24 protein-coding genes are annotated in these 23682 nt (G+C 58.0%); 6 read left to right on the forward strand and 18 right to left on the reverse strand.

The window, feature by feature from the left end:
- Nucleotide 1: 1 nt before the first annotated feature.
- Together cyoA and FBZ97_RS29370 are read right to left on the reverse strand one after the other, a co-directional pair.
- Complete coding sequence (cyoA, locus tag FBZ97_RS29365; RefSeq protein WP_145323136.1) at nucleotides 2–931, reverse strand: ubiquinol oxidase subunit II; 930 nt, start codon at nucleotides 929–931, stop codon at nucleotides 2–4.
- 132 nt (nucleotides 932–1063) lie between these two features.
- A complete protein-coding gene (locus FBZ97_RS29370; RefSeq protein ID WP_145323138.1) occupies nucleotides 1064–1519 on the reverse strand; it encodes a hypothetical protein in 456 nt (151 codons plus the stop codon).
- Between the two features lie 378 nt (nucleotides 1520–1897).
- Here FBZ97_RS29370 and FBZ97_RS29375 point away from each other — a divergent pair, with 378 nt between their 5' ends.
- Both FBZ97_RS29375 and FBZ97_RS29380 read left to right on the forward strand, forming a co-directional pair.
- Entirely contained in the window at nucleotides 1898–2458 is a 561-nt protein-coding gene (locus tag FBZ97_RS29375) for an NUDIX hydrolase (protein WP_113353033.1), read from the forward strand.
- A 143-nt stretch (nucleotides 2459–2601) separates the two neighbouring features.
- Complete coding sequence (locus FBZ97_RS29380; RefSeq protein ID WP_113421111.1) at nucleotides 2602–3507, forward strand: cytochrome c; 906 nt, start codon at nucleotides 2602–2604, stop codon at nucleotides 3505–3507.
- Between the two features lie 6 nt (nucleotides 3508–3513).
- Here the strand turns inward: FBZ97_RS29380 and FBZ97_RS29385 are convergent, their stop codons facing one another.
- From FBZ97_RS29385 to FBZ97_RS29425, 9 genes are all read right to left on the reverse strand, one after another.
- On the reverse strand, nucleotides 3514–3933 hold the full coding sequence (locus FBZ97_RS29385; protein ID WP_145323140.1) for a c-type cytochrome: 420 nt from the start codon (nucleotides 3931–3933) through the stop codon (nucleotides 3514–3516).
- Nucleotides 3908–4771 carry a cytochrome c oxidase assembly protein gene (locus FBZ97_RS29390; protein ID WP_246661900.1) on the reverse strand — a complete coding sequence of 288 codons (864 nt, stop codon included), beginning with the start codon at nucleotides 4769–4771 and terminating at the stop codon, nucleotides 3908–3910. The genes FBZ97_RS29385 and FBZ97_RS29390 overlap by 26 nt, the downstream gene beginning before the upstream one ends.
- Before the next feature lie 328 nt (nucleotides 4772–5099).
- Nucleotides 5100–5702, reverse strand: a complete 603-nt coding sequence (locus tag FBZ97_RS29395; protein ID WP_145323142.1) for a cytochrome c oxidase subunit 3 — start codon at nucleotides 5700–5702, stop codon at nucleotides 5100–5102.
- Complete coding sequence (gene ctaD / locus FBZ97_RS29400; RefSeq protein ID WP_246661209.1) at nucleotides 5699–7573, reverse strand: cytochrome c oxidase subunit I; 1875 nt, start codon at nucleotides 7571–7573, stop codon at nucleotides 5699–5701. The genes FBZ97_RS29395 and ctaD overlap by 4 nt, the downstream gene beginning before the upstream one ends.
- A 35-nt stretch (nucleotides 7574–7608) precedes the next feature.
- Complete coding sequence (gene coxB, locus FBZ97_RS29405; protein WP_113353026.1) at nucleotides 7609–8607, reverse strand: cytochrome c oxidase subunit II; 999 nt, start codon at nucleotides 8605–8607, stop codon at nucleotides 7609–7611.
- Nucleotides 8604–9209 (reverse strand): cytochrome c, encoded by a 606-nt coding sequence (locus FBZ97_RS29410; protein WP_113353025.1) that lies wholly within the window; start codon nucleotides 9207–9209, stop codon nucleotides 8604–8606. The genes coxB and FBZ97_RS29410 overlap by 4 nt, the downstream gene beginning before the upstream one ends.
- Before the next feature lie 26 nt (nucleotides 9210–9235).
- On the reverse strand, nucleotides 9236–11638 hold the full coding sequence (locus tag FBZ97_RS29415; protein WP_145323144.1) for an FdhF/YdeP family oxidoreductase: 2403 nt from the start codon (nucleotides 11636–11638) through the stop codon (nucleotides 9236–9238).
- A gap of 212 nt (nucleotides 11639–11850) precedes the next feature.
- On the reverse strand, nucleotides 11851–12576 hold the full coding sequence (locus FBZ97_RS29420) for a metallophosphoesterase (RefSeq protein WP_113353024.1): 726 nt from the start codon (nucleotides 12574–12576) through the stop codon (nucleotides 11851–11853).
- A 2-nt stretch (nucleotides 12577–12578) separates the two neighbouring features.
- Nucleotides 12579–13349, reverse strand: coding sequence for a hypothetical protein (locus FBZ97_RS29425; RefSeq protein WP_246661899.1), 771 nt, complete (start codon nucleotides 13347–13349; stop codon nucleotides 12579–12581).
- Nucleotides 13350–13694: 345 nt separating this feature from the next.
- On the opposite strand from FBZ97_RS29425, the gene FBZ97_RS29430 reads away from it, so the two are divergent.
- Genes FBZ97_RS29430 through FBZ97_RS29445 form a run of 4 tightly spaced genes read left to right on the forward strand, consistent with a single transcriptional unit; the run spans nucleotide 13695 to nucleotide 15970 of the window.
- A complete protein-coding gene (locus FBZ97_RS29430) occupies nucleotides 13695–14078 on the forward strand; it encodes a hypothetical protein (RefSeq protein WP_145323146.1) in 384 nt (127 codons plus the stop codon).
- Nucleotides 14075–15292: an Nramp family divalent metal transporter gene (locus FBZ97_RS29435; protein WP_145323148.1), complete on the forward strand. Its 1218-nt coding sequence runs from the start codon at nucleotides 14075–14077 to the stop codon at nucleotides 15290–15292. Before FBZ97_RS29430 ends, FBZ97_RS29435 begins: the two co-directional genes overlap by 4 nt.
- Before the next feature lies 1 nt (nucleotide 15293).
- A complete protein-coding gene (locus FBZ97_RS29440) occupies nucleotides 15294–15659 on the forward strand; it encodes a hypothetical protein (protein ID WP_145323150.1) in 366 nt (121 codons plus the stop codon).
- Complete coding sequence (locus FBZ97_RS29445; protein WP_113388591.1) at nucleotides 15656–15970, forward strand: PRC-barrel domain containing protein; 315 nt, start codon at nucleotides 15656–15658, stop codon at nucleotides 15968–15970. The genes FBZ97_RS29440 and FBZ97_RS29445 overlap by 4 nt, the downstream gene beginning before the upstream one ends.
- A 307-nt stretch (nucleotides 15971–16277) precedes the next feature.
- Here FBZ97_RS29445 and FBZ97_RS29450 read toward each other — a convergent pair whose 3' ends face one another.
- The 7 genes from FBZ97_RS29450 to groL form a co-directional block, all read right to left on the reverse strand.
- Nucleotides 16278–16787, reverse strand: coding sequence for an Hsp20/alpha crystallin family protein (locus FBZ97_RS29450; protein WP_145323153.1), 510 nt, complete (start codon nucleotides 16785–16787; stop codon nucleotides 16278–16280).
- 95 nt (nucleotides 16788–16882) lie between these two features.
- Nucleotides 16883–17359, reverse strand: a complete 477-nt coding sequence (locus FBZ97_RS29455; protein WP_113353018.1) for an Hsp20 family protein — start codon at nucleotides 17357–17359, stop codon at nucleotides 16883–16885.
- 284 nt (nucleotides 17360–17643) lie between these two features.
- Entirely contained in the window at nucleotides 17644–19854 is a 2211-nt protein-coding gene (locus tag FBZ97_RS29460; RefSeq protein ID WP_145323155.1) for an amylo-alpha-1,6-glucosidase, read from the reverse strand.
- Nucleotides 19855–19867: 13 nt separating this feature from the next.
- Complete coding sequence (locus tag FBZ97_RS29465; protein WP_145323157.1) at nucleotides 19868–20962, reverse strand: glycosyltransferase family 4 protein; 1095 nt, start codon at nucleotides 20960–20962, stop codon at nucleotides 19868–19870.
- An 84-nt stretch (nucleotides 20963–21046) separates the two neighbouring features.
- Nucleotides 21047–21460 carry a hypothetical protein gene (locus tag FBZ97_RS29470; protein ID WP_113388588.1) on the reverse strand — a complete coding sequence of 138 codons (414 nt, stop codon included), beginning with the start codon at nucleotides 21458–21460 and terminating at the stop codon, nucleotides 21047–21049.
- A 292-nt stretch (nucleotides 21461–21752) separates the two neighbouring features.
- A complete protein-coding gene (locus FBZ97_RS29480; RefSeq protein ID WP_069614229.1) occupies nucleotides 21753–21992 on the reverse strand; it encodes a hypothetical protein in 240 nt (79 codons plus the stop codon).
- Between the two features lie 54 nt (nucleotides 21993–22046).
- Nucleotides 22047–23675, reverse strand: a complete 1629-nt coding sequence (gene groL / locus FBZ97_RS29485; protein ID WP_113353013.1) for a chaperonin GroEL — start codon at nucleotides 23673–23675, stop codon at nucleotides 22047–22049.
- Nucleotides 23676–23682 lie beyond the last annotated feature (7 nt).

Consider the following 23682-nt stretch of genomic DNA (forward strand, 5'->3'; position numbering starts at 1 on the left):
TTCAATCCTTTCCGCCAGTAGAAGTCTCGCGACCCGCATGTTGTGGGGACTCGGCCTCGGGACCGGGACCTGGCGGAATCGTCTGTTGAACAATGGCATCGAAAAGCCCGGGATCCGCCAGCCGATAGGCCACAGGCTGAACGCGCTCGCTCTGCTGTAAGAGCTTGCCATACTCATCCCGATCGAGAGGAAGATCGGTCGCCTGAGTGCTCTTCATCCAGGTTTCAAACTCTGCATCCGGAACGCTTCTGACCTCGAACTCCATGTCCGAGAAACCGTCGCCGGAAAACTGAGCGGATATGCCCCGCAGGCGAGCGGATTCATCCGACTGAAGGTGCAGTTGCGAAATCATGCCGGGCATGGCGTAGATCATCGACCCAAGCCGAGGCACGAAAAACGCGTTGAAGACGCTCGCCGACGTGATCGAAAAGTGTACCGGCGTGCCAGTCGGGATCACGACTTGATTGACGGTGGCAATCCCGTTTTTTGGATAGATGAAAAGCCATTTCCAATCGAGCGATACGACCTGCACCTCGAGAGGTGGCTTGCTCGATGATAGCGGCCTGAACGGGTCGAGCCTGTGCGACCCGATCCAGATCAGACCGCCAATAAACATGATCGTCAGGATTGGAATCGACCAGACGACCGCCTCGATGCGTCCGGAATAGGACCAATAAGGGAGATATTCCGCTCGGGGATTAGAGGCGCGATAACGCCATGCCATCCAGAACGCCAGCAGGATGGTCGGAACCACTATGGCGAGCATGATCACTGTGGCGTTGATCATAATCGAGGCATCACCGGCGCCTACGGGGCCGACCGGGTTCAGTACCGCCACGGAACATGAGGAGAGGCCAAAACTCAATAGGCAAAAAGTCGCGCCGTGCCATCCGCGAGCGGACGCCGATTTTGGATTTTCCAAGCCGCGCATTCTGGATCGTCCTCTCCGTTGCGGCTCACCGAACTTACAACGTCAGGCATTGTTCCATCCAAAATGTCGTCTTGCGGAGTTCAGCGCGCCGCCGTTTTCGTAGCGCTGCGATTCCTAGTTCAGGTCAAATGATCAGCGATCGATTTGCGTGGGAAGAATCGTATCGACAGACACCTCGCCTTCCAGCACGCCGCGTTTGAGGTCGGTTCGGCCGCGAGCAATCTCGATCACGGTATAAAGCTTGTCATCGCGAAATGCGCTCGCATTGCTGGTCGTCACATCTTCGGCAGGGGCCGCATCGACTTCCATAAAGTCAAGCTCATTGCCCGCCGCCACGATGCGCGCGTCGCCTGCAGTCCTAGCCGCCACGACAACCGCGCCATGATCGCGGGCGTTGTCCCAACGCGGATCTTCCGGAGCGGCGATGGGTTCCAACCGGTAGATATTCAGAACCTCGCCGACATCGGTTGCTGAAGCAATGGTTGCCGCATCCCGAAGCTGACTCTGGCTCTCGACCGATCGCCCGAAGGTTGTTCTACTGGTTGCATTATTGACGTCGTCGGTGCCTGTTCTCGAAACATTCGACATGACTTTCCTCGTTAGTTCCTGCATCCTTGTTCCCTAACCGCCTTGCAATCGAATTGGTTCCCGCCTTTCCAGTGCCGCGCCTCGACCATCACGCTCAGCAATGAACCCGAAAGGAAACGATGCATGATTCACTCCGTGGTTGCTTTTTCGACAAAAGCTCCACTTCATCTGATTTCACGTTATCTGATTTCACGTTCCGGTCACTCCAACCCCAAGGAATCTCGACGTGACCATCTCAGCGCAAGACGTTTTCCCACCATCCGCGGCACCTTTATCGCCGACGCGCGTTGAGTGAGTGCAAAATTGACGTCAGGTAGTGGGATCGGCACATTCTTCTGCCAATTTCTGGCCAAATGGCGTCAACGGAGGGAAATGACAATGGAACTGAAGCCATGGACGATCCAATCATCGCGGCAGATCCTAAAGGATCGGTGGATCGACGTGAGAGCCGACGACTGCGTAACCAGTGAAGGTCACCTGATCTCTCCCTACTACGTGCTTTCATACCCTGACTGGGTGCACGTCGTCGCAATTGGTGACGACAGTTCAGTCTTGTTGCTGGAGCAATACCGCCACGGACTGAATATCATATCGCTCGAAGTTCCCGGTGGAGGAATAGACGCGGGCGAAACGCCTTTGGAAGCGGCTAAGCGTGAACTTCTTGAAGAGACGGGCTTCGAGGCTCGCCATTGGCAATATTGTGGGCGCCTTGCACCCAATCCGGCGATGCAAACCAACTACAGCCACATCGTTTTAGCGACCGGGCTGACGGAGAGCCAAGCGCAGATGAACGATCCTTCAGAACGTGTCGTACTGCGTCAGCTGCCTTTGATGGAAGCGGTAAACAAAGCCCTGACGGGTGGAATCTGCCAAGCCATTCACACCTCCGCCCTGCTGCTTGCCCTTGCGCGAGGAAACCTTCTGAAGATCACCACTTAGGCACGGAACCAATGGAAGGGACATGCGCGATTGACTATCGATAATCTTTAGAGCCGGCCGCCCATAAACGGAACGGATAGCCCAATGGGCAGTTCTATGAGAGCGCGATCTTTCGCGCTCCACCGAATCGGTCGATAAAACGCATGCGCATTCTGACTTGGCTGTGCCTGGCCGCCCTGCTGGCCGCCCCCGTGATCTGGTTCGTGACGGAACCTGCCATGCCTTTTGCGACGGGTGATCCTCGCCTTCAAGACAACGGCGATCCGGCGCGGGGCCAGCTTATATTCGCCGCCGGCGACTGCGCGTCCTGCCACGCCACCCCAGGCCAGAAGGATCGTCTGAAATTAGGCGGCGGTCTCGCACTTGCATCGCCTTTCGGCACATTTCGTGCACCCAATATTTCATCCGATCCCGTTGATGGCATCGGAAAATGGAGCACCGTCGATCTCGCCAACGCGTTGATTGGCGGTGTTTCGCCGCGATATCAGCACTACTATCCGGTATTTCCCTATCCAAGCTATACGGGTATGCGGCTCGAGGACATCAGCGATCTAAGGGCCTATCTGAGGACGTTGGCTCCGGTTTCCGGCCGCCCGCCCGCGCATGATCTGTTCTTCCCATTCCGCATGCGCCGCCTGCTGGGCTTTTGGAAATTGCTGTTCTTCCGTGAAGGGCAGGCGCAAGGACCCGCCAGCACCGATCCTGTCCTGGCTCGTGGCCGCTATCTGGTCGAGACCCTGGGCCACTGCGCGGAATGCCACTCGTCGCGCAATATGTTCGGTGCGATAAAGCCAGAAACACGGTTTGCCGGCGGTACCGACCCTGAAGACACCGGCTTCGTTCCCAATATCACGCCGAGCCGGATCGGAAATTGGTCCGAAGCCGACATCGCGGAAATGCTGAAGAGCGGCAACACGCCAAACCATGGCCGCGTCGGCTCGTCTATGGCCGAGGTCGTCACCAACATGGCGATATTGCCGCAAAGCGATCGCGATGCCATCGGGCGCTACATCAAGACCCTGCCTCCTCGGCCGACACCGCATCCTTAAATGGGATCAATGGGTGTAGAGATAGGCGGCGACATCCCGGGCCTCGGCTTGCGAGATCCCTGTCTTTGGCATCGCGGAATTGGGCGAAAAATCCTGCGGCGACACGATCCAATGAACGAGGTTATCCCCCGTATTGTTGACGATGCCGCCGATATAGACCCGTTTTTGAAGACCCTCCAAAGTCCCGCCCACCTGACCATCGGCACCGGCTATGCCGGGGATTTGATGGCATCCGGTGCACCCATATCGACGAAAGATCGGCGGTGCGCGGGAGGGATCCCCGCCTTCGGTCAGTACGCGTGCCACCTGCAGGCGCTGCCGCGAAGTCTTCGCCATGTCCGTGCCAATCAGAGCGCAAAGCACTGCAATGGCTGCCGCACCCAGCCAGATGCCGCGAGATCTATAAAGGGCGGATGCGTGGGACATGACCCGCTCCCTTGCCGGCATTCGCGATCCATAGGGCTGCCATCGCGAGTGCGGCGCCGGCATAAATCGTCCCGGCTGGAATCCACATGACCATTCCCGCGAGCTGCTGATCCTCGAGCGGCGTAAGCCCCCATGTTTCCGCAGCATGCGTCTGCGCGACATAAAGGACGCGCGGCGCAAGTGCCATCAGCGCACCGAGTGCTCCAGTGTGCAGCATGGTCAGGAACAGGTGCCACGCCGCGACGCCGTGATTGCTGCGCCAGAAGATCGACCACCAGAATAGGATAGCGGTGGCGAAGAAGCTCAGATGCTGGAGGCGATGCAGCGTGACATTGCCAACGGCGGCATCGAACAGGATCGGCGCATGCCACGCCCATATGGCGACAGCATGCAATAGGGTGGCATTGGTTCCTCCGCTGAGCCAGCGCCAGACGATCCGCACGGAGCTCCGCCTCATCGCCCTCCCCGTCCAGCGCCTCAGCCGATCCGGCAGTCCCCAGAGAAGCATGCCTGCCGGTCGCGCGATGACGATCACCGGAGCGGAGATCGCCATGATGATTTCGTGCTCGATCATGTGAAAGGTAAAAAGCTGCTCTCCGAGCCAGTGCAACGGAGACAGCAGCGCAACGGCAAGCGTCACCCAGCCGGCCCAATAACAAAGGGCACGCTTCGCCACGAGGGGTCTGCTCGTTCGAGCGCGTCGCCTCAGCCTCCACCAACCTCGGCCGTAAAGAAAAGCCGCGACCGCTAACGGTGTCACGATCCACGGGTCGATCGTCCAGACCGAATGAAAGAGATGCGCTTCCGCGCCATGGGCGGCAGCCTCCCGCCCCGTCATCAGCAGGATCATGAGGGCGGCTAATGCTCGCATACGTTCAAGAGCCACGCGGCTCCTCCCTGCAGGAAAAGCGCGAAGGCGATGGCGAGCCCGACGAGGACACTGAGATGGCGGAGGAACAGCCCCGTTCGCGCCTCCTCGGGCGTAGAACCGGCCCGCGCTATCGCCGCGCTCGCCAACGCAAGTAGAATTGAGACGGAAGATGTCAGGACGGACCAATGCGAATGCCGGCTGCAATCGACATAGGGGAGCATCTGGCCAAGCTGGGTATTGCCGGCCCATACAAGCGGGGCAAGGATCAAACCCCCATATTTTGCCGCCGTGGCCATCATAGACGTGGCACCCAGTAAATGCATGCGTACAAGGGAATCCACGCCACCACGACAAAGTTCCAGTACATTGCATTATCTTCGACATCGCCGAAGCGGCGCGGATTATCGGCATGCCTCGAAAACATCAGGCCGGTCAGTACCAGCGTATCGATGAGATCCGTGACGATGTGGGTCGTATGCAGCCCCAGCATGGTCCAAATGATCGAGCCATACGCATTATCGTCCCAGCGTATGTTGAGGACGGCGAATTCGAATCCGCGCAGGATCAGCGGCACCGCCCCGAGCACCGACATGACGATAAGCCCGATCCGCACCTTGTGTAGATCTCGTTGCCGTGCCCAGCGAGACACGAGAATGTTCGGCACGACGCTTGCCAGCAATATCGCGGTCAGGGTCGTTCCAGGAACGAGGCCCGGCGCCGGCGCGTCGATTGGCCAGCGCGGGGCGAGGCTCATCAAGTAGAAATAGACCGCGATCGCCAATGCGAAGCCGGACCCTTCTATGAGCATGAAGGCACAGGTTCCCCACCAGGTCGGGCTTGCCCTCCCCATGCCATGAGGCGGCAGCCTTGAAACATCGAGGACGACACGCTCCTTCATGATTCATCCTCCGGCGTCTGCTTCGGCCAGAACCAGCCCGTCAAGGCGATCCCGATCGGAATTGATCCCCAAATGACCGCCCAAGGCGAGAAGATCGACCAGATCAGCATCACCGTGGTGGCGAGAGCCGCCAGGAGCGGCCAGATCGAATTTCGTGGCGAGGACTCGCTTGCTTCCGGCCGCGCTTCGACGACGCTGCTGACGATCAATTCGCGCCGGTCGGTGCGCAACCCGCCGGCAACCGCGAGTTCATCCGGCTGCGACCACAGGGGATCACAAGCGTCGACGACCGGGATATGGCGGAAATTGAAGCATGGCGGCGGTGACGATGTCGCCCATTCAAGCGTCGAGGCATTCCATGGATTCTCACCGGCGATCTGCCCGGATCGAGCGCTACGGATGACATCGATGAAGAAGACGAGGAATCCCAGTGAAAGGATAAGGGAGCTGAAGCTCACGAACATGTTCATGCCGGCCCAGGGCATTTCCGGCTGATAGGTGTAGATGCGCCGCGGCATGCCCTCGAGCCCGAGAATATGCATTGGAAAGAAGGTCAGATTGAAGCCGGCAAAGATCAGCCCGAACGCCCAGCGGCCGAGCGTCTCGCTCATCATCCGTCCAGTCATCTTGGGAAACCAGTAATAGATCGCGCCGAGCAAGGGAAAAACGGCGCCGCCGACCAGGACGTAATGGAAGTGTGCGACGACGAAATAGGTGTCGTGCACCTGGGTATCGAACGGAACCGAGGCGACCATCACCCCGGTCAGCCCACCGACGACGAAGGTCACGATAAAACCGATGACGAACAACAGCGGTGTCTTGAAGACAGGCCGTCCGCTCCATAGCGTCGCCAGCCAGCAAAATATCTGGATGCCGGCGGGAATGGCAATCGCCATGCTGGAGGCGGTGAAGAAGCTCTCGCCGAGCTTCGGCAGGCCGACAACGAACATATGATGCACCCAAAGGCCGAAAGCCAGGATTCCGGTTGCGATCAAGGCCATGACAAGCGGAAGATAGCCGAATACGGGGCGGCGCGAGAAGGTTGCCGTTATCGTCGACACCATGCCGACGGCTGGCAGGAAGATGATATAGACCTCGGGATGGCCGAAGAACCAGAACAGATGCTGCCATAGCAGCGCATCGCCGCCCTCCGCGGGATTGTAGAAATGCGTCCCCACCAGACGATCGAGGATCAGCGTCGAGCTGGCGAGCATGATTGCCGGCATGGCCATGATAACGAGGAAGGCCGTGACGAGCATCGACCAGACGAACAGCGGAATGCGGTCGAGCGACATGCCCGGCGCACGCTGCTTGAAGACGGTGACGACGATTTCCACCGCGACGGCCAAGGCCGCGACTTCCGTGAAAGTGATCATCTGCGCCCAGAGGTCGGCGCGCTTGCCCGCGCCATATTGCGGACCGGACAAGGGCACATAGGCAAACCATCCGACATCGGGCGCGGTATCGAGCGCAAACGAGATCCACAACAACAGACCGCCGGCGAGATAGATCCAATAGGAAAAGGCATTCAGGCGCGGAAAAGCGATATTGCGGGTGCCGACCATGAGCGGCACGAGATAGACCGCCATGGCTTCCATGACCGGCACGGCAAACAGGAACATCATGTTTGAGCCATGCATGGTGAAAATCTGATTGTAGCGGTCCGGGCCGATGAAACGCGCCTCCGGCTGCGCCAACTGCAGCCGCATTGCGAGCGCGAGCAGCCCGCCCAAGGCGAGAAAAACGAATGCGGTAACGATGTAACGGCGGCCGACGATCTTGTGATCGACTGTCGTGAGGGCACCCCAGACACCAGTCGGCGTCATCCAGGTCCGCGCAAGCCGCCGTTCGAGCTCGCCGTCCTCGAACATCAAATCCGTCGGTTGTGTCGGTTTGTCGTCCGCCGTCATCGCAGACTTTCCATATAGGCGGAAAGCTGCCGCAGCTCGTCACTGGAAAGTGGAACCATCGGCATGTTGTTTCCCGGTTTCAAGGTCTGCGGATCGGCGATCCAGGCGGCAAGTGAACCGCGGGTATTATCGAGCAACCCTGCCGCGATCGTCTGGCGACTGCCGACATGGGTCAGGTCCGGCCCCGTCGATCCCGATGCCTCGGTTCCGCGTATGGTATGGCAAGCCGCGCAAGGCTTGCGCATGAAGAGAGCCTTGCCGGCCGCGGCTTCTGGATCGGCCGGCGATACGCTATTGGCCTTCTGGGCGGCGGCCCAGCGCTGATAGGCGGCCATGTCCTCCGCGATGACGAACAGCGCCATATGGCTGTGCTGAAGCCCGCAGAATTCCGCGCATTGACCGCGATAGACACCTGGCCGTTCCGCTCGTATGGATATGACGTTCTGCCGGCCGGGAATGAGGTCGCGCTTACCGGCGAGGCTCGGTACCCAGAAGGAATGAATGACATCCAGGCTTTCGAGCTCGATGCGAATATCGACACCAACCGGGATATGCATCTCATTGGCCGTCTGAAAGGACTTGGTCGGATCGACATCATCATAGATGAATTGCCACCACCATTGCTGGCCGCGAACCTTGATCGTAAGACCGGCATCCTCGGACATGCCGAGGCCGCGCGTTGCATGGAAGCTCGCAATCGTCAAACCCGCGATGATGACAACAGTCGCCGCGACGGCCGCCGTCACCAGCTTACCCATCCGCCGCTCAGTCTGAGAGTTTGGACTTTCCCGCGGGGTCCTGGCGCGCAGCAATGCGAGGACCAGGACGATCATGATGAGCGTCCACACGGCACAGCAGACCACCACAATCCCGATGATGAGATGCTTGAGCTGAACGGCCGCGGCCCCCTCGGCATTCAGGGCGGACTGAGCGCCGTTGCATCCTGCAATTAGGATGGCCGACAGGAGCAGGAAAACGGCAGCGCCCGCTTTCAATGGGGTGGCTCCTGTACAGCGTTCGGTCCGGCAGGGCCCTCGTCGAACAGAATTGCCGCCGGCGCGCGGTTTTCCGCCGGGCGGGTCTGCTTATCGTCATTGCGGCTCGGCGCGGTGGTCTTGGCCTTATATGCGCCGATCGTCTGGACGTAGCCTGCGAGTTGCCAGATCTCGTCAATCGTCAACTTGTCGCGAAAAGCCGGCATTCCATGCGGCCGGCCATCGCGGATGGAGGCGGCTATCGACACCATCTCCGGACCATAGAGCCACCAGCCATCCAGGAAAGAAGGACCGATCCCGCCACGCCCGTCGCCATGGCATGCCCCGCAACCGAACCAGGAATAGAGCCGTTTGCCCTGGCTAAGATCGTAAGCGGTGGTCTCATAGGGTTTGCCGAGGGCAAAATAGATTTCCGGCGGAGTGCCGCTGATACCGTTTGGCATCAGGCGCAGCTCGGCCAAGGCTGCTCCGACGGCGGGATCGGTTCGATATTGTCGCCCTTCTCGTGCATCGCCGATGAGCGCGGCCGCGCCGAGGGTCACCAGAAAAACAACGGCTACGAATGTGCGATCAAGGAATTCTCTACTTACCTCCCACGGCATGGCTGATATTCCAACCTGTTCGGGATTCAATGAACCGGAGCCGCGCCAGAGCGGACAAGGCGCACGGGCAGCAGCTTGTAAGACGGTGTCTTCGCCTTGGCGTCATGATGGCTCAACGGGAACAGCGGGTTGGCTTCCGGGTAGTAGGCGCAGCAACATCCTTCCGGCATGTCATAGGCAACAATGGTGAACCCTGTAACCCGCCGCTCCGTTTCCCGATCGATCGCGGTCACCAGATCGACGGCCTCGCCGTTACTGAAGCCCAGGCGCCCTATATCGTTTGTGTTGACGAAGACGACCCGCCTGGTTCCTTCTATACCGCGATAGCGGTCGCTAAAGCCATAAATCGTCGTGTTGAACTGATCGTTGGAGCGCAACGTCGCGAGATGAAGGACATCGCCGCTTTGCGCATCGAGCGAAAACTCCGGAAACAGGCGGTCAGGCGTAATGAAATTGGCCTTGCCGTTGGGGGTCACCCATTTACGTTCCCGCGCGGGCAACGGTCTTGGAATGCCGCCAGGATGGAACATGCGCTCGTTGAAGTCCTTGAACGTCTCCGGATAGGTTTGCTCGATGGCGTCGCGGATGGTCGAATAGTCAGCAACCCAGCGGTCCCATGGCACGACGCCCTTGGTAAGCGTCGCCTTTGCCATTCCGGCGATGATTGCGGGCTCGGAAAGCAATTCCGGACTGGCGGGCTTGGCCCTTCCACGCGAGCCGTGAAAATGCGCGACCGAGCTTTCCATCGAAACGGCCTGCGGGCCGCTCGCCTGTTCATCGATTTCGATGCGGCCGAGGCACGGTAGGAGATAGCCGATTTCGCCATGAATGACGTGGCTTCGATTAAGCTTGGTGGCGATCTGGACGGTCAGGCGCAGCTTCCGCCATGCATTCTCCATCGCGACGGTTTCAGGAATGGCTCGCAGAAAATTTCCGCCAAGGCTGACGAACGCCCGCGTCTCGCCCTCAAGAATCGCTTTGCATGTTTCGACCGTGGTGTGGCCGATCCATTCCGGCGGCTCGAACTGATAAAGTGCGGCCAGCTTGTCCAGCGGCACGAGGCCTGGCTTTTCCGTGATCCCCACCGTGCGCTGACCCTGAACATTCGAATGGCCACGGACTGCGCAGATATTGGCTCCCGGCTTACCGATATTGCCGCGCAGAAGCGCGAGGTTGACGACCATATGTACGTTTTGGACACCCATGACATGCTGCGTAAGGCCCATGCCATAGACCATGAGAACCGCATTCGAGTTGGCATAGGTCGAAGCAGCCTGCTGCATCTGGGCCCGCGTCAGGCCCGAGACACGCTCCAGCTCGGCCCAATCGTAATTTCGCGCCGCAGCCGCGAATTCCTCGAAGCCCGCGGTATGTTGGCGGATGAAATCGTGGTCAAGGACATGCTTCTTGTCGGCGGCGGCCATCGCTGCGGCAAAGGCGACCGTTCCGGCATCGGAGGGATCGTCCGGTATCGCATCGCTTCCCGCGACCTTGCTGGTACCGGATGCTTTCAGAGCATCGTCGGCCTCGATCAGCGCCTTGCACACGCCGAAAAGCGCGGCGATATCGCCGCCGTTCTTGACCTGGTAGTATTCCGAGGAAATCGGCGTTTCCTTGCCGGTGAGCATCTGACCGGGCATCTGAGGATTGATGAAACGCTGCAGCCCCGGCTCGTGAAGTGGGTTGAAGGTGACGATCTTGACGCCTCGGTTGACCGCATCCTGCAGGTCGTGAAGCATTCTCGGCGAGGACGTACCAACGTTCTGCGCAAGATAGAAGATGCAGTCGCAATTTTGGAAATCGGACAGAATGGCCGTACCGATCGAAGCGCCGATGCTTTCCGGCAGGGCGACGGATGTGCTTTCGTGGCACATGTTTGACGAATCCGGCAAATGATTGCTGCCGTATATGCGCGCGAACAACTGATACATGTAAGCCGTTTCAAGCGACGCCCGCCCAGACGTATAGAAATCAACCTGCTCTGGGGACAGCGCCCTCAACTCGCGGCCGATCTCCTCAAAAGCCACATGCCAGGCTATGGGTACGTATTTGTCCTTTTCCGCATCCCAGCGCATGGGATGCGTCAGACGCCCTTGTTCCTCGAGATCATGGTCGGGCCAGGTTTCAAGTTCGGTGAGCGTATGTGCCGCGAAGAAGGCACGATCGGCGCGCCGGTTGGTAACTTCCCAACTGGTAGCCTTGGCACCATTTTCGCAGAACTCCAACGGATGAGGCTTGGCAGGCTTGCCCCAAGCGCAACTGACACACATGTAGCCGTCGGACTTGTTCTGATGCGCCAGAAGGGATGGACCCGCGATCGGAATATGCTCCCGAAGGAGAATGCCACCCACCGACTTCGCAGAACCCCATCCACCTGCTGCGGGTTTGCCGGCTGTTTTCGATGGTTCGTTTCTCGGGTGGGTAGCCATGATGAAGATCCTCGATTTCCCACAAAGAACCAACGACAAGCTTTTCTGTTCCCTAGCGCCCGTGCCGGCGACGACGGCCATGGCGTCAGCTGGCATTGCCGCTAGAGCCGAATGATTTTAGGTCGAGTCGACCTAAAGCCTGAATTCGCTCTAGAATCAAAAAAGTAGAGCGTGATGTCGTCCGAAAACCGCATACACTTTTCGGCATCACTCTAGAGATCGATGAGTGCGTAAGGCTTGCCCGTGGGTTTCTCGATGTGGGCGGCGACATTGAAAACTGGTGCTCCTGCGGGGGTCCGGCCCTCATAGCTGCCCCGGTGCGCGTGTCCATGGACGACTGCATCGACTTTGAAGCGATCGATCGTTTCGGCAAGACGCGATGAGCCGAGAAAGGGAAAGATTTCCGGCGGTTCGCCGACGACTGTATCCGTGATCGGCGCATAGTGCAGAACCACCATGGAGCGGCTGGCCCGAACCTGACGCATGGCGTTTTCCAGCCGCATGGTTTCATCGACGCTTTCAGCAACCATCGCCTTGATGGCGGGCTCTCCGAAGGAACTCAGCATGTAGCGTCCAAACCCTCCGGCAAAACCTTTCACGCCGACGAAGCCAACTCCGTCGATCTCCACTGCTCGGCCGTTCAAAAGCTTCACGCCAACGCCCGTGAGAATGGACGTTACCTCCTCGACGGCACCGCTTTCATAATCATGATTGCCGAGCACCGCCACCACCGGAACCGTGCAGTTGCGCAGGTCGGCAGCAAGCAATTCGGCCTCTTTCGGCTTGCCGAGGTCGGTCAGATCGCCGGCGATGACCAAGACATCGGCGACCGAACAAATGTCGGCAAAAAGCGCCTTATAGGATTGCTCCCGATCTTCCTTGACATGAAGGTCTGCGACGGCGGCGACTCTCAATTTCCGTCGTTGATCATTGGCCATCGTCAACTCTCCTCTTCGTCGCGCCATTCGCCGTCGCCGCTTACGTCGGCGAAGCCCCATTCCTTCACGTCAATTTCAAAATCGACACGAGAATACATCCGGCCGCGGCATATCTTCGTCTGTGGCAAAGGCAGGTCACGCTGAGCGCTTAAACGGTCGAGTAGCTCGTCCATCAGCCAGTCCGGAATTTTGTCGCGCTCGGAAGGATAGATCCAGCGGAAATTGAGAAGATGGATCAGCAACACTTCCCAATTTACTTCGAGATATTCCAGCAGCTTACGCCAATCGATCTTGTCGTGTGCCTTCAGGATCACATGGGCGACGTCGGCGCCGTCATAGCGATGCCGGAGCTGAACGAAGCATTTCGACCAGATTAGCTCGGTTGCCCCAGCGATGCGAACGGAGCGATCGCACATCTGGAACCGGCGGGCGTCCTCGAACCATTTATCGTTTACAGGCGTCGCTCCATCAGGGGATGCAAAGATCACATCGAAGAAGTGCCGTCCCTTGGAGATCTTCCCTAGCCAGCGCTCATCTATCACCTCTATCGAATAGCCATGACTCTGAAAACTCGAGAGAATCCGTAGAAAATCGCCTGCCTTGCAAAAAATATCGCAATCCTTCGTTTCGCGCGAAATTCCTGTGTAGGCGCTGACCGCGTAAGTGCCCGCGACGAGGAACGGGATCCGGGACTCAACGAGATCCTTGATAACACTCGCAACGAAGGCCTCAGCATCCGGATCGGTTAACTTAGGCACCGCCTTCGCTTCCATCGGCGAATTATCCCTGGTGCTCAAATCCATATTCGCGGGAGCATTCATTTGATCGCCGCCTAGCTGAAGACATATTAACTTGAACACCGTCGACGGGCGGTTGTTCCATTGCCCATTTAAGACAGATGTTGATGCGCCACTGAGCGCACGGACAACGGATCATCAGTAAGGGGTATTCGCGAACTGCTTGTCCTTGCAAACGCATCGCGGTGGTCGAGGTGCTAAGCCGTCCGCCCCGATTAAGGCTTCTATGACGGTACCATCCGTCACTGCGTTGGAACTCACCCGGCTCTATTCGATTATATGAGGAAAAGGAGCTGCGCGGGACGCCACAAGGACTCGGTCGTGAAACTGTTTATTGTCGCCCTTTTCCTAGTCTGCTTAACGTCCTGCTCGGATGAACAGCAACAGCGAGACCGAAAAATTCGTGATGTGCTCTCATGGAGCGCGACGGCGGAGATGGTCTTGGACGCGCGAACGGAAATGCGCGTATCGAATAGTTTTGCCATCCTAACGATAGAGCGGTGCGCAAAGGAAATCGGCTCCCTATCGAAGGAGCTTCCGACATTCCCGGAGAATTTGGCTGCCCTCGCCGGCCGGTTGAATATGGTCACCGGTTCAGCGCATCGCGAGCTCATCAATGGCCGGACGGATGGGCTTTCCCAATATGTTCGCGATTTGCGAAGCCTCGAAAGCGAGTTGAGAGCTAAATCAGGAGCAGCAGATTGAAGAAATTGCTGCAGGTATCGCTTGGCGTCATCACCAGCATCGGCGGTTTTCTTGAAACGGGAAATATCGCGACCTCCGCCCAAGCAGGAGCAGCCTATGGTTATACTCCCCTTTGGGCTATTGTTCTCGGCACGATCTGTGTGATTTTCCTCGTTGAAATGTCGGGGCGCTTCGCAATCGCGAGCCATTATACGATCGTCGACGGAATTCGGGATCGCTTCGGCTCCAATATTTTTCTTCTCACTGCATCCGTGGTCTTTATCGTCAATCTTCTCGTTCTTGCCGCCGAAATCGGCGGCATCTCGCTTGCGCTGCAATTCCTGACTGGCGTGAAATTTCTGTGGTGGTCATTGCCGGTGACATTTACCGCTTGGCTGCTGCTCTGGCGGGGCACATTCGGCCTTATCGAGAACGGCATATCGTCTTTGGGGCTTCTGGCGCTCTCTTTCGTCGTCGCCGTGTTTGTCATGGATCCGCACTGGGGCGAAATCGCGAAAGGACTTGTGCCGACGCTGCCGAGTAAAGATCCGCTACATTATAGCTTCATCGTCGTCGGAATATTGGGCGCTGTCATTTCGCCCTATCTCTTTTACTTCTATTCCTCGGGTGCCATCGAAGACGAATGGGACAAGACTTACTTTGGCGCCAATCGCGCGATCGCGATCCTTGGCATGAGTTTCGGCGCGATCATTACCGCCGCAGTCATGGTTCTGGCTGCACTGATTTATCCCTCCAACGGGATTGAGGATATTGAAGGATATGAGCAGATTGCCATGATCCTCACGCCCGCCTTTGGAAAATGGGGACTTTGCCTCTTTGCGATCTCGCTCGGGATTACATGTTTGGGCGCGACCCTCGAGGTGAGCCTGGCACAAGCCTATCTAATCGCACAAGGCTTCGGATGGAATTGGTCGGAAAACATGAAGCCGAAAGAAAATCCGGCCTTCTGCCTTGTCTACACAGCCTGCCTTCTGATTGCCATGATCCCAATCGTCATCGGCTTGGATCCACTTCGGATCACCATCTTTTCGATGGCCCTCTCAGCTCTCAGCCTGCCGTTCGGCGTGGTTCCCTTCCTTATCCTGATGAACGATCCGACCTATGTAGGGAAGCACAGAAACGGGTGGATCGGCAATGCCGCGGTCATCTTTATCGTCGCGATGGCTTTCGTGCTTTCGATTGTAACTACACCTCTGGAGATCCTGGGAGGCTGACATGTATCTTGTGCGCGACGTTCTGGATAAGCAGGTGGTCGATCGCAGACAGGCTCGTATCGGAAAGGTCGACGGTATCGTGCTTACGACCGAAAACGACGACCGGCTCAAGATCAGCTTTGTCGAAATGGGCCATTTGACATTGCTGCGAAGGCTGAGCCAGCGCCTATATCGCTGGCTGCTTGCCTTTTCCCAACGGGTGCGGGCAGAGCGCGATCAATGCCCCTATCGGATTCCTTGGTCGAAGGTCACTGATGTGGGCATCGACATTGAAGTTGATATCGACAACAGCGAAACGCCGCTAGAACAGAAGCAGGAATGGTTGAGACAACATATTCTCAGGCACATTCCGGGAGGGTTGTCATGACGGAAATACATCTGGAGCTCCTGCTTGGAATGAAGGTTCACGACTTAAATGGTCGGCCGATCGCACGCTTGGAAGAGATCAAAGCGGAAGCTGCGGACGAAGATTTCTTCGTTGTTGAATATCACCTCGGAGCTCTTGGCTTGCTGGAAAGACTATCGGCAACGACGATTGGCAACGTCATGCTACGGCTCTTCGGATTCGAACAGCGGCCGACTGGTTATATCGTTCCATGGGATAAGCTCGATGTAGGGAATTCTGGTCAACTTAAACTCCGATGTACCGTCGACGAACTCAGGACGAGCGCACCGTAACGCATTTCGGCTAAAGCGTGGTGCATTGGGAATCCTTCTTACTTGACCTCGCTGTCGAGCCGGTCGGTCACCTGTTTGATTTCCTTCTACGGACGGATCACTCACACTTCTTATGATTGTCGGCGGTTTGTCATATGACGATGCGGCGAGATTTTCCGGGTGCGAGATCGAAAGATCAAAAGCCACGTCTCACGAGCACGCGCGACATCGGTTAGATGCTCGGCGAGAATTCGGTAGGTGGTGCTGCTTCGATCCATTAGGACCTGATTGGCGGCCGCCGGGGCAGCCGCCGGCTGGATTGAATCGATCAGCTCTTGATGGCGATGCGTTTGACTTGCGACTGCGCCTTCTCACTCTTCGGCAAGGTTACGGTCAGCACGCCATTCTTGAAGCGGGCATCGACCTGCTCTTCGTTGACCTCGACGCCAAGCGGGATGCGGCGCTCGAAGCGGCCGTAATAGCGCTCGGAGAACTGGCGATCCTTGTCCTCGTTCTCGGAACGCTTTTCGCCCTTCAGCGTCAGCACACCATCGTTGAGCAGGACCTCGATGTCGTTTTCCTCAAGCCCGGGCACTTCGGCGGTCACCTTGATCTCCTTGGCAGTGTCGGAGATCTCGACGTTCGGCCAGCCGGCACTGAAGACGGAGCCGTTTCCGAAGGATGACAGGCCGGTGCCGAAGCCGCGGAAGACATTATCAAATAGACGGTTTACCTCGCGATGAAGCGGCAGGAAGGGATCACGGTCGTCATCGCGCAGGATAGTCGGAATCTGATTGCCATTGTTGCGATTCCAGGGAATCAAATCGCGAACACTCATGTTTTTCTCCTTTCCGTTTGCTCACTTGGCAAAGTTCGCCTGGAGGCGCCGAGCCATGCTCGGCGCCTTTGTGCGAATTGCGCTTGTGTGGAAGCTTAAGCCGCCTGCTTTTCGGCCTCTATTTGCTTCGTCTCAGGCTTTGATAGAGCCATGTCGGTCGTAATCGCGATCTGGCGCGGCTTCATTTCTTCGGGGATTTCGCGCTTGAGATCGATCGTCAGCAGACCATTGACGAGACCGGCACCTACCACCTTGACGTGATCGGCAAGCTCGAACCGGCGCTGGAACGAGCGGCCGGCGATGCCGCGATGCAGATACTGCACATCTTCAGCATTTGCCTTCTGGCCCGAGACGACGAGCATGTTCTGCTCCTGGGTGATCGTCAATTCGTCCTGCGAGAAGCCCGCCACTGCCATGGCGATGCGATAGCTATCCTCGCCGGACTTGACGATGTCGTACGGGGGCCAGTTGTCGATCGTGTCGACGCGACTTGCCGCTTCGAGCGCATTCAACATTCGATCGAAGCCGATGCTCGACCGGAACAGGGGTGAGAAATCGAGGTTTGTCCTCATAGCCATATCCTCCTTATAAGCAACATGGATACAAGGAGACGCCAAGAGCATGACGTCTCCTGGACTTCGTTCGATTCCCATTGGGCAATCGAACAATATTAATATAATTCCGTGGCTTACAGTTTCAAGAGTAGCGCAACTCCCCGACAAAAAAATTGATTTTCGCGTGACCAGATTCGGGTAATGCGGCAGATGCCGAGCGGCAGAGTTATCGCCCTGGTTGACGTACTGGCTCCGATAGAGAGAATAGGCAAGGCGACGACACTGCCTTCTTCGCCGCCCGCCTATGCCGTTGTCAGCACCCTGATATCGCCTCGACGATCAATGACGTCGACCACGACCTGGCGACCGGATCGGCGGATGGTGACGTCGGCCGACCCATTGCCGATCTGCAGGCGTCGCAGCGACACCTCATCGAGGAAAGGAGGCAGCTGCGGCTCGTCGAAGCTGACGTGCTGCGCGTTCGGATCAAAATCAAGGCCTAGGCACGATTGCAGCAGGAAGAGCGGCGCGGCAGCCGCCCATGCCTGCGGAGAACAGGCGACTGGATAGAAGGTCGGTCCCTGCGCCTGCTGGCGCGGCAGCCCGCAGAAGAGTTCAGGAAGCCGGCGCAGGTCGATATAGGTCGAAGCCGTAAACAGGCCTTCGAAAATGCGCGCTGCTTCAGCGCGATAGCCGTAGCGGGCAAGGCCGGCGGCAATCAGGGCATTGTCATGCGGCCAGATCGAGCCGTTATGATAGCTCATGGGATTGTAACGCGCCTCGGTCGAGGCGATGGTGCGGATACCCCAGCCGCAGAAGGACGAAGCACCCATCAGCGTTCGGGCAACGACGCGTGCCCTTTCGGGATAGGCTATGCCGGTGAAGAGGGCATATCCGGCATTGGACGATCGAACCCTGCAAGGGCGCTTATTTCCGTCCAAAGCAAGTACATAAGTGCCGAGTTCCTCGTCGAAAAAGCTCGTGTCGAAAGCCCGGCGCAAGGCCTCCGCCCTCGCCAGGAATTTCGCGGCTCGTTCCGCCTTGCCGAGCCTGCGAAAGATCTCGGCGGCCCCCTGCCAGGCGCCGTAGAGATAGGCCTGCACCTCGGCAATCGCGATCGGTCCCTTCGCAAGCGTGCCGTCGATGTGAAAGATGGAATCGTGGCTGTCTTTCCAAGCCTGATTGATTAGGCCCTCTTCCGTCCGTCGTCCATATTCGACGAAACCGTCGCCGTCTCGATCGCCATGTTCGTCGATCCAGGCAAGAGCCGCCTCGATGGCAGGGAGCAGCGACTGGATCGTGGCAAAATCTGCCGTACGTTTGAGGTATTCGCCAGCCAGCAGCACGAAGAGGAGCGTGGAGTCGATACTGCCATAATAGCGGCGGAAAGGCACTTCACCGAGTTCGGCCATCTCTCCATAGCGGACCTCGTGCAAAATCTTGCCTGGTTCCGCGTCCGCGATAGGGTCGATCTCCGCCGCCTGGTTGGCCGCCAGGTGGCCGAGCACCCCGCGGGCGATCTGCGGATCGAGCCAGAGCGTTTCCAGCGCGGTGATCAGGGCGTCGCGGCCGAAGACGGTGCTGAACCAGGGAATGCCTGCATAGGGATAAGGTCCTTCCGGCTTGTCGGTCATCAGCATGTAGAGGTCGGAGACGCTGCGGCGAACCACCTCGTTGAAGATCTCGTTGGACGTAACGATCGATGCCGCGCGTGAGGAAGACGAACGCAAGGCTCGGCGCGCATCCCTTAGAGCAAGGAAAAAGGAACGGTGGCTCGGTCGCCGGTCAGCGACCCGATCGCAACCTATCTCGACGAAAAACGATCGCGCCTCATGCGGCTCAAGATGGAGATCATAAATAACCTGATCGCTGCAAATTTGATCCGGCCTTGGATCAAAGCAAATGCGGGTCGACCGCTTTCGCTCATCAAGCCCGATATAAGAAAGCAAGATCGAATCCTGCTCCACCACGGGGGTAAGATGGCGGCCTTTACGCACTCTCACAGTTCCGCGAACCTCGAACAGGTCGGCGAAATCGGCCGCAAATACGATTTCGACACGAACATGCTGCCGCCGATCGTCATAATTCCGGATGGCCAGCCGCTCGTAGCAACCGCCATTCCACAAGAAGCGGGATCTGCGAAGATGAATGAGATCATGGCCGAGCGTGAGCTTACCTTTTTCGTCGAAAAGATCGGGGTTGGTGAGATCGCAGGTGAGCGTCGCGTTATCCTCACGCAGCGTCGACGACAACAGCATTGGCCGCTTGCCGTTGATCGTCAGATAGAAATGCGAGAGATAACGCGTATCACGATGGAAAAGGCCCTCCGGGCTACCAGGCCCGGAAAGCGCATCGCCATTGTGGTCGAAGACGGCGAAGGTATCGCCGTGCTTCAAGGTGCGCGGTCGCCGCTCCTGCAGGGATGCGGTTGCCGGTATGAAGAATTGCGCCACCGGGGCGGCCGGCTCTGCCGACGCGACGGATGGCTTGCTGTCCACAGAAGCGGTCGACATACTGCCATGTCTCCTACGCCACGACCTGGAGATCCAGATCCTGGCCATTGGCTCGGCGCAGTGACGCCGCCTTCGTGCGAACGCCGGGCAGGTTACGATAGATAGCGAGATAGTCTCGCGCCATCCGTTCCGCGCTGAAACGCCGTTCGAAAGTCGCGCGTACCTTGTGGCGATCCATGCGCAGCGCCCATTCGACATTCTCGGCCGCCTCCGTAACACTATCGACGACGATGCCTGAAACACCGTTATCAATCACTTCCGGAACCGAACCGCATCCGAACGCGACTATCGGGGTGCCACATGCCATTGCCTCGATCATCACCAGCCCGAACGGTTCGGGCCAGTCGATCGGGAAAAGCAACGCGCCGGCATTGCCAAGGAAATCGGCCTTCTGGTGCTCGTTGATTTCGCCGATGAACTCGACGTTCGGATGGCTCTTGACCATCGGCGCGATCACCGTGTCCCAATAGGCCTTGTCCGCATTGTCGATCTTGGCGGCGATCTTCAGCGGCATACCAACCTTGGTTGCGATGCGGATCGCGCGATCCGGACGTTTCTCGGGGGAGATTCGTCCCAGGAAGGCAAGATAGTTGCCTTTGGGCTTTGCCGTGAAGGAAAGAAGATTGGTCGGAAGACCGTGATACACAGTTCCGGACCAGTTGACCGGTGGCATCGGGCGACGCTGATCATTGGAGATCGATACAAGCGGGATATCAGGAAAAGCCTTGTAGAAAGGCTTGAGATCCGGCAGGTCAAGACGTCCATGTAGCGTCGTGACTGTACGATCCGAAAAATCCCGGATCAGCGGGAAATGCAAGAGGTCAATATGGAAATGTAGGACATCGAATTCATGCGCCCGCCGGCGGATCTCCTCCAGCAGGACGACTTGATGCGGAAGATGATCCTTGACGGCCGGATTGAGCCTGAGCGCGACCTCCGAGCACGCCACCAAGGTTGCATCGGTAACGGAGTCACCGCTAGCAAACAGCGTGACGTCGTGACCCTGAGCGACAAGTTCTTCGGTAAGATAGGAAACGATGCGCTCGGTTCCCCCATAAAGCTTCGGCGGAACGCTTTCGGCAAGCGGCGCAATCTGGGCGATCTTCATCGGCAAAACCTCCTCATAAGAGCAAAGAATGGACGGCAAAAATCGGGTAGCGTCCTAAAAAGGCACGCGTTTACAAGGCGATGTCTAGGCTTCTGATATCTGGCGGCGGCGACCTCCCTTTCTAAGGCTGCTAGAAACAAAACGGCCGGTAAAACGGCGCAGCCGCGATCTCTGGCGACGAAGTTTATCGGCCTCCGCAGGCCGCGACGAGATCATGTCTTGGCCGTCATCCAAGGACTTTAAAGCGGCGATGATGTCGTCATAGGAGACGACATGGTCCGCGCCTGGAAAGCGCCGAAAGCCGGGCATCGATTCGATTGCGAATATATCCGAGGCCCAGGATGCAAGAATGGCGCGCTTGTGATCCTTCGTGATATGCTCCGCCGACAGAACATCGCGCGGATGGGCAAAATGTCGGGCAGGATACAACAAATGCGCCGAGGTGACCGCAGCGGTGGATGGGTCGCTCATTGTGATACTGTCGGTTTCCTTTCTCATATCTGGCTCCATCGATGTCTGATCGCTGAGTTCTGGCCACGTTAGGAAGCTTCAGCTTGGTCCGTTACCCTCCATGGCGCCCCCTCAGCAAATGAATTGCCTTCGAGCTCGGAGAGTGCCGCCGCGCGCAAGGCTGACGGTTCGTGCAGGGCTCTGCTATAATATCTTGCGACCGTCGTCATGATCTGCGCAACGGCAGTAGGATCACGTGAGACCCCTTTTCCACGCGCTATCGATTTGACGACGTCCATGCAGATCCGCAGATCTTCCCGCGAAAGAGAAAGATGGCTGTTCATCCTTCCGCCACCTCCGGAAAGGTGCCGCGCGCACCCTGCACCAGTATTTTCAGCTGCCGCGGATTTCGTACTCCCTGGCGGTATAGTTCTATTACTATAGCAGCGATCCGCTCGCCCTCTTCCGATTTGCGCGGAATATCCGCCGCTGCCCGGATCTCATCAAAAACGCGCTGACAAAGGTCCAGGTCGCGCGAATCGAGCGGCGCATCTGATCTCTTGATGATCGTCTGAACCATTCGTGATCTCCATTGCGGAGCCCGCTCCACCAGAAGGTGGAGCGGGCTTGACCGTTAGAAGTCCATTCCAGCTCCAGCAGGCAATGCGGGAGGTGCCTCCTTCTTCGGCTTTTCGGCAATCATGGCTTCCGTCGTCACCAGCAAGCCCGCGACCGAAGCTGCATCCTGAAGTGCGGTGCGCACGACCTTGGCCGGATCGATGACGCCTTGAGCATAGAGATCGCCATATTCATTCGTCTGGGCATTCCAGCCATAGGAGAAGTCGGTCTTCTCGCGCAGCTTGCCGACGATGATCGAACCTTCCGCGCCGGCATTCTCTGCTATTTGGCGAACCGGCGCCTCGATTGCCCGGCGAACAATATCGACGCCGACGCGCTGGTCGTCGTTTTCCGTCTTGAGACTGTCAAGCGCCTTGACGGCTCTCAGCAGAGCAACGCCGCCGCCCGGCAGGATGCCTTCCTCGACCGCGGCTCGGGTCGCATGCAGCGCGTCATCGACACGGTCCTTCTTTTCCTTCACTTCGACTTCGGTCGAACCGCCAACGCGGATAACGGCAACGCCGCCAGCGAGCTTGGCAAGGCGTTCCTGCAGCTTTTCGCGGTCGTAGTCAGAGGTGGTTTCTTCGATCTGGGCCTTGATCTGGGCAACACGGCCTTCGATGTCCGATTTCGAGCCGACGCCATCGATAATGGTCGTATTCTCCTTCTCGATCGCCACCTTCTTCGCCCGGCCGAGCATGTCGAGGGTAACGTTCTCGAGCTTGATGCCGAGGTCTTCGGAGATGACAGTGCCGCCCGTCAGGATGGCGATGTCTTCCAGCATGGCCTTGCGGCGATCGCCGAAGCCCGGAGCCTTGACGGCAGCGATCTTCAGGCCGCCACGCAGTTTGTTGACGACGAGGGTCGCAAGCGCTTCGCCTTCGACGTCCTCAGCGATGATGAGGAGCGGCTTGCCGGTCTGAACGACGGCCTCCAGGATTGGAAGTAGCGATTGCAGGTTCGAGAGCTTCTTTTCATGGATGAGGATATAGGGATCCTCGAACTCCACCCGCATCTTGTCGGCATTGGTGACGAAATAGGGGCTGAGATAGCCGCGGTCGAACTGCATGCCTTCAACGACTTCGAGTTCGGTTTCGGCGGTCTTGGCTTCTTCAACCGTGATGACGCCTTCGTTGCCGACCTTCTGCATGGCTTCGGCGAGATAACGGCCGATCTCGGCATCGCCGTTAGCCGAAATGGTGCCGACCTGGGCGATCTCCGCATTATTGGAGATCTTGCGGGCGTTGGTCTTCAGTTCCGCCACGACCGCGTCGACGCCGAGGTCTATGCCGCGCTTCAGATCCATCGGGTTCATGCCGGACGCGACCGCCTTGGCGCCTTCCTTGACAATCGCTTGAGCGAGAACCGTCGCTGTCGTGGTGCCATCGCCGGCAAGGTCGTTGGTCTTGGAGGCGACTTCGCGCAGCATTTGGGCGCCCATGTTCTCGAACTTGTCTTCCAGTTCGATTTCCTTGGCGACGGTAACACCGTCCTTGGTGATGCGCGGAGCGCCGAAGGACTTGTCGATGACGACGTTACGACCCTTCGGGCCGAGCGTGACCTTCACCGCATTGGCGAGCACATCGACCCCTCGCAGCATGCGTTCACGGGCATCGGTGTGAAACTTGACTTCTTTCGCAGCCATTTCTTTA

Origin of the sequence: Rhizobium sp. ERR 942, from assembly GCF_007828395.1 — a bacterium.
GTDB lineage: Bacteria > Pseudomonadota > Alphaproteobacteria > Rhizobiales > Rhizobiaceae > Rhizobium > Rhizobium dioscoreae.